9 protein-coding genes are annotated in these 5,755 nt (G+C 65.4%); 6 read left to right on the forward strand and 3 right to left on the reverse strand.

The window, feature by feature from the left end:
* A partial coding sequence (locus EOA33_RS21800; protein ID WP_127406553.1) for an FtsX-like permease family protein occupies positions 1-1,189 on the reverse strand: 1,189 nt, incomplete at its 3' end.
* On the reverse strand, positions 1,189-1,887 hold the full coding sequence (locus EOA33_RS21805; protein ID WP_126057425.1) for an ABC transporter ATP-binding protein: 699 nt from the start codon (positions 1,885-1,887) through the stop codon (positions 1,189-1,191). The genes EOA33_RS21805 and EOA33_RS21800, both read right to left, overlap by 1 nt.
* Positions 1,888-2,017: 130 nt before the next feature.
* On the opposite strand from EOA33_RS21805, the gene EOA33_RS21810 reads away from it, so the two are divergent.
* Entirely contained in the window at positions 2,018-2,662 is a 645-nt protein-coding gene (locus tag EOA33_RS21810; protein WP_127399966.1) for an arylesterase, read from the forward strand.
* Between the two features lie 118 nt (positions 2,663-2,780).
* Positions 2,781-3,377, forward strand: coding sequence for an RNA 2',3'-cyclic phosphodiesterase (gene thpR, locus EOA33_RS21815; protein ID WP_126057423.1), 597 nt, complete (start codon positions 2,781-2,783; stop codon positions 3,375-3,377).
* Here thpR and EOA33_RS21820 read toward each other — a convergent pair.
* Complete coding sequence (locus EOA33_RS21820) at positions 3,281-3,799, reverse strand: low molecular weight protein-tyrosine-phosphatase (protein WP_126057422.1); 519 nt, start codon at positions 3,797-3,799, stop codon at positions 3,281-3,283. The two genes, thpR and EOA33_RS21820, sit on opposite strands and share 97 nt — an antisense overlap.
* Before the next feature lie 108 nt (positions 3,800-3,907).
* On the opposite strand from EOA33_RS21820, the gene EOA33_RS21825 reads away from it, so the two are divergent.
* From EOA33_RS21825 to EOA33_RS21840, 4 genes are all read left to right on the forward strand, one after another.
* Positions 3,908-4,204 (forward strand): 4a-hydroxytetrahydrobiopterin dehydratase, encoded by a 297-nt coding sequence (locus EOA33_RS21825; RefSeq protein ID WP_126057421.1) that lies wholly within the window; start codon positions 3,908-3,910, stop codon positions 4,202-4,204.
* A gap of 85 nt (positions 4,205-4,289) precedes the next feature.
* On the forward strand, positions 4,290-4,652 hold the full coding sequence (locus tag EOA33_RS21830; RefSeq protein ID WP_126057420.1) for a YkvA family protein: 363 nt from the start codon (positions 4,290-4,292) through the stop codon (positions 4,650-4,652).
* 249 nt (positions 4,653-4,901) lie between these two features.
* Positions 4,902-5,405 (forward strand): invasion associated locus B family protein, encoded by a 504-nt coding sequence (locus tag EOA33_RS21835; RefSeq protein WP_126057419.1) that lies wholly within the window; start codon positions 4,902-4,904, stop codon positions 5,403-5,405.
* Between the two features lie 13 nt (positions 5,406-5,418).
* The gene (locus EOA33_RS21840) at positions 5,419-5,667 is read left to right on the forward strand and encodes a hypothetical protein (protein WP_126057418.1); all 249 of its coding nucleotides are present in this window, start codon (positions 5,419-5,421) and stop codon (positions 5,665-5,667) included.
* Positions 5,668-5,755 lie beyond the last annotated feature (88 nt).

Below are 5,755 nucleotides of genomic sequence, written 5' to 3' on the forward strand. Positions count from 1 at the left end.
ACAGCTCGCGAAACAGCGCCGTTGCCGGCACGTCGCGGGCGCGCCCCAGTGGCAGCAGCGCGAAGGCCAGTGTCACCAGCAGGCCGAACAGCGCCGCCATGGCAAGCGCGCCGGGGTAGAAGCCGCCTTCCGCCGGCACCGGGATGACCGACTGCAGGGCTGCGCTCGCCGCGAACGGCATAGCGGCGCCGAGGATCAGCCCGGCGACGATGCCGAGGCCGGCGATCAGCAGGATCTGCACCAGATAGACGGTGAAGACGAAGCCACCCGAAGCGCCGAGGCTCTTGAAGGTGGCGATGACGCCGCGCTTGCCGTCGAGATAGGCGCGCACGGCGTTCGCCACGCCGACGCCGCCGACCACCAGCGCCGTCAGCCCGACCAGCGTCAAAAATTGCGAGAAGCGCTCGATATTGGAGGAGAGCGCCGGTGCCGCGTTGCTGCGCGTGCGGATCGACCAGCCAGCCTCCGGAAACGTCTTTGCCGCCTGGTCCTGGATCGCCTTGAGGTCGGTCTCGCTGGCGCCGGCGGGCAAGCGGATTTTGTAGGCGTTCTCGACCAGGCTGCCCGGCTGGACCAGGCCTGAGGCGGCAAGGCCTTCGGTCGATACCAGCAGCCGCGGCGCAAAGCCGAACCCGTCGGACACCGCATCCGGTTCGCCCACCAGCCGCGCGCGCAGCTCGAACGTCGCAGCGCCAAGCTTCACCCGGTCGCCAAGCTTGAGGTTCAGCCGGTCGAACAAAAGCTCGGGTGCCGCGGCGCCGAAGACGCCGGACCTCTCGGCGAACAGCGCCTCGCGCGGCAGCGCCGGCTCGGTCGCCAGCGCCCCGTAGAGCGGATAGGCCTCGTCGACCGCCTTGGCCTCGACCAGCGCCTGGTCCGAGCCGTCCTCCAGCCGCGCCATCGAGCGCATGCTGGCGCTGTGCGAAATCGTTCCCAGCCGATCAAGGAAGCCGCGCTCGGCCGGCGTCGTGCCGCGCTGGTTGAGTTGAAAGCGCAGGTCACCGCCAAGCAGCGTCTGGCCCTGGTTGGCGACCCCAGCGGTGATCGCCTGCGCCACCGAATTGACGCCGCCGATAGCGGCGACGCCGAGCGCGATGCAGGCGAGGAAGATGAGGAAGCCGGACAGGCCTCCGCGCATCTCGCGCAGCGAGAAGCGGACCGCGAGCTTCAACGTCCGCGACAGGGGCATCAGGCCGAAACCTTCAACGGTTTCGGCGCGTCCTCGATCCGTCCCGAGTGCATCGACACCTGGCGCGAACAGCGCGCCGCGAGTGCCGGATCATGCGTGACCAGCACCAGCGTCATGCCGCGCTCGGCAGCCTTCGCGAACAGAAGGTCGGCGATCTGCCGTCCCGTCGCCTGGTCGAGATTGCCGGTCGGCTCGTCGGCGATCAGGATGCGCGGCGAGGGCGCCAGCGCGCGGGCAATCGCAACGCGCTGCTGCTCGCCGCCCGACAGTTCGCCGGGATAATGGGTCACGCGGTCGCTGAGGCCGACCGCCGCCAGCTCGTGCGCGGCGACGCTGAACGGGTCGGCATGGCCGGCGAGCTCTAGGGGCACGGCGACGTTCTCGAGGGCCGTCATGTTGGGGATGAGGTGGAAGGACTGGAAGACGATGCCGATGTTTCGTCCCCGAAACGATGCAATCTGATCCTCGCTTTTGCCATCGAGCAATTCGCCGGCGATTCGGACCGTTCCCGAATCGACCCTTTCCAGGCCGGCCAGGACCATCAGCAGCGTCGACTTGCCGGAGCCCGATGGGCCGACGATGCCGGTCGCCTCGCCGGCGGCGACATCGAGGCTGACGCCCTTCAGCACATGCACGGAGGACGCGCCTTCACCGAGCGTCAGCGATACGTCTTTCAGCACGATGACGGCTTCTGTCACAATGAAAGCGTCCTATATGGATAGATGAGGGCTAAGCATCGGAGCCAAAGTGGAGACCGGGGGAATCCGATGCTCAACGAGGAACCCGGCTTCGCCTGAAGACCATTTCCGCTCATATGGGGCCTGCCGCATGGCTTTCAAACACACTCTTGCAGCAGCCTTCGTTGTTTTCGTAACGATCGGCGGCGCCATGTCGGCGGCAGGCGCCGAGACCTTCAGGATCGTCGGTTTCGGCGACAGCCTGATGGCGGGGTTCAACCTCGGGCCAGGCGAAGGTTTCACCGACAGGCTGCAGGCGGCGCTTCGCGCCAAGGGTCTTGACGTCAGCGTCGCCAATGCCGGTGTTTCCGGCGACACGTCGAGCGGCGGCCTGGCGCGGCTCGACTGGTCGGTGCCGGACGGCACGCGGCTCGTCATCCTCGAGCTCGGCGCCAACGACATGCTGCGCGGCGTCGCGCCCGCAATTCCTGAGAAGAACCTCGACGAGATGCTGGCAAAACTCAAGGCGCGCAAGATCGCCGTGCTCCTGGCCGGCATGCGCGCCGCCCCCAATCTCGGCACCGACTACCAGAATGCCTTCGACTCCATCTATCCGAAGCTCGCCGAAAAATACGGCGTTCCGCTCTATCCGTTCTTCCTTGACGGCGTCGCCGGCGTGCCCGCCCTGCAGCTCGAAGACGGCCTGCACCCCAACGCCAGCGGCGTCGACAGGATGGTCGAAGGCATACTGCCGACGGTGGAAAAGTCGATTGCCGCGGGTGGCGGCGGGTCGTGAGGCAGGAAAGTCACGCTTGCCGTTGGGGAAACCGCGAGGTCAACAAACCGCTTGCCCCGCTTGGATATCGATGATTCGCTAGGGGCGTGAGTTTCGATTCGAGGACAGGAGGCTTGCCATGCCGCGTCTTTTCACCGCCCTCGAAATTCCTCGTGACGCCGCTCTTTCGCTGTCCCTGCTCCGGGGCGGCCTGCCCGGAGCCCGCTGGATCGATGTCGAAAACTACCATCTGACGCTGCGCTTCATCGGCGATGTCGAGGGCCATGTCGCCGACGAGATCGCCAACGCGCTCGACCGCGTCCACCGCCCGTCCTTCCCGCTGACGCTCTCCGGTGTCGGTGCCTTCGGCCAGAAGAAGCCGCACGCGGTGTGGGCCGGCGTCGCCGCCTCGCCGGATCTGACTGCCCTGCAGGGCGAGATCGACCGCATCTGCCAGCGGCTCGGCCTGCCGGCCGATCCGCGCAAGTTCATGCCGCATGTGACGCTGGCACGGTTGCGCAATTCGAGCCCACTCGACGTGGCGCAATATCTTTCGGCGCGCGGTAATTTCTCGGCGCTGCCCTTCCGCGTCGGCCGCTTCGTTTTGATGTCGTCACGAGATTCAGTCGGCGGCGGTCCCTATATCGTCGAGGAAGCCTGGCCGCTCTCGGGCGCTGACACGCGCGCGGCCAGTCGATTGGCCAGCGCCTCCGACGCCTCGCGGATCATGCGATAGACCTCGGCGAACGCGTCCGGCCCGTCATAATAAGGGTCCGGCACCTCGCCCGCGCCGGCGTCGGCAAACTCCAGGAACAGGTGGATGCGCTCGCGCATCGCGGCCGGCGCGATTGCCTTGAGGTCGCGGACGTTCGCCCGGTCCATGCCGAGGATCACGTCGAAGCGGGCAAAATCCTCCGGCGCCACCCTGCGTGCCCTTTGCCCGGAAATGTCGATGCCATGATGCGCCGCGATCGAAATCGAACGCGGATCGGGAGCGGAGCCGACCTCCCAGCCGCTGGTCGCGGCCGAATCGAGCATGACGGTTCGGCCCAGCCCGCGCTCGGCCAGCACGGCGCGCAACACGCCTTCGGCGAGAGGCGAGCGGCATATATTGCCGAGGCAGACGAACAGGATGGATGTTATGGGCTTCGCGCTCATCGATCCGGCGCCGTTTTTGTGCATGTCATTGTCCCAAAACCGCGGCGCACTTTTGGGCGACATGCATTATGGTGAGGGTCAAAATTCGAAATAGCACGGGAAACAGACATGACGAGAGAAAAACTGGGCAAGGACGCCATCCTTGCCGCGCTGGCGGAACTCCGCGGCTGGTTGCTGGCCGAGGACGGCGCTTCTATAAAACGCAGCTTCGTCTTCAAGAACTTTTCCGAAGCCTTCGCCTTCATGACCCGCGTCGCGCTGGCGGCGGAGAAGATGGACCATCACCCCGACTGGTCGAATGTCTACAAGACCGTGGATGTGACGCTGAACACCCATGACGCAGGCGGTGTCACGGCGCTCGACATCGAACTGGCAAAGAAGATGAACCGCTATTTCGGCGGCTGAACTCTTGTGATGGGGCGGCGCTTTCACCACATTTTCCCCCGGCGGCCGCGCACCCAACCAAGCGCGCGGCGCCAAGGAGAAGCAGATGGCGCGGCAACCCGGTTTTGATTTCTTCGGCTTTGGCGACAAGCTCGCCGGCGAGAGCGAGGTGCGCGAAAAATTCTGGCGCACGGCCAAGAAGGCCGCCCGCCAGATCCCGTTCATGGAAGAGGTGGTCGCCGCCTATTACTGCGCCATGGACAAGGATACGCCACTGCGCGCCAAGGGTATCCTGCTGGCGGCGCTCGGCTATTTCGTGCTGCCGATCGATTTCATCCCCGATGTCATCTTCGGCCTCGGCTTCACCGACGACATCGCCGTGCTGACAGCCGCGATTACCGCCGTTAGCGCCCACATCACGCCCGCGCACAGGCAAGCCGCCAGGGACGCGATCGCCGACAAGAGCTGATCCGGAACCGGCGCAAGCGCTTGTTTGAAAAGTCAAACTCTTGCCGTTTTCGTGGCCTCCAAGTCGGCGCAGGGACAACGCGCCGGCCGCTTTCGAGCGGCGGCGCGGGAATGGCGGCGGTTTCCTGGGGTGAGGGTCCTTTTCTTGAGGAAAATTCACCGTTTGGTAACCCTGATTAAATCAAAATGAAGCGACGGGCAGGACGCCGCAGCGGCCTGCCGCCGCACCATTTGGAATACGGGAAAAACGATGCGCGGATTGATTGCTACAGTTTCCAGCCTGGTCCTGGTGGCCCTGGCGGCGCCGGCGCTGGCACAGTCGGCGACCAAGATCGGCCAGCACAATGCCTGGGGCACCTACAGCTACCAGGCATCCGGCGGCAAGGTCTGCTACGTGCTCACCGTGCCGACCGACAAGCAGCCGGCGACGCTCGACCACGGCGACATGTTCTTCTTCGTCAGCCAGCGGCCGGGCCAGCAGGTGTCCTACGAGCCGCAATTCATCGCCGGCTACAATTTCCAGGAAGGCTCCAAGGCCACCGTCACCATCGACAAGAAGACCTTCTCGATGTTCACGCGCGGCAAGTCGGCCTGGGTCGAGAACGCGGCGGAAGAACCGGTGCTGATCGCCGCCATGAAGACCGGCACCGACATGAAGGTGCAGGCCAAGTCCGGTCGCGGCAACCCCACCTCCTATGTGTTCTCGCTGAAGGGCATTTCGGCCGCGCTGGCCTCGATCGCCAAGTGCAAGTAGGCTGAGGCCCCCCTTGACGGCGGACAGCGAGATCGACCGCGCCATCATGCAAATGGTGATGGACCGCTGGCAGAAGACGGCCATGGTCCTCGCGAAAACCGAACAGGCGCTTCGCAAGGCGGGCGTCCAGGTTTCCTGGGACGATATCGCCGGGCGACTGGAAGCTCTCGACGCGCGCGGCGACATTGAAAGCCAGGGAGACCTGGCGCTCTGGCGCAACAGCGAGGTCCGCCTCCCGCAAGTGAAAGCGGAAGAACGATAGCTCAGCCCGGCGCGGGCATCGTCTCCGCTCTGCGCCGCCGGATCGCCTCGGCGATGAAGCCGCGCGACAGCGCATGATAGAGCGGCTC

Origin of the sequence: Mesorhizobium sp. M4A.F.Ca.ET.050.02.1.1 (assembly GCF_003997725.1) — a bacterium.
Classification (GTDB): Bacteria; Pseudomonadota; Alphaproteobacteria; order Rhizobiales; family Rhizobiaceae; genus Mesorhizobium.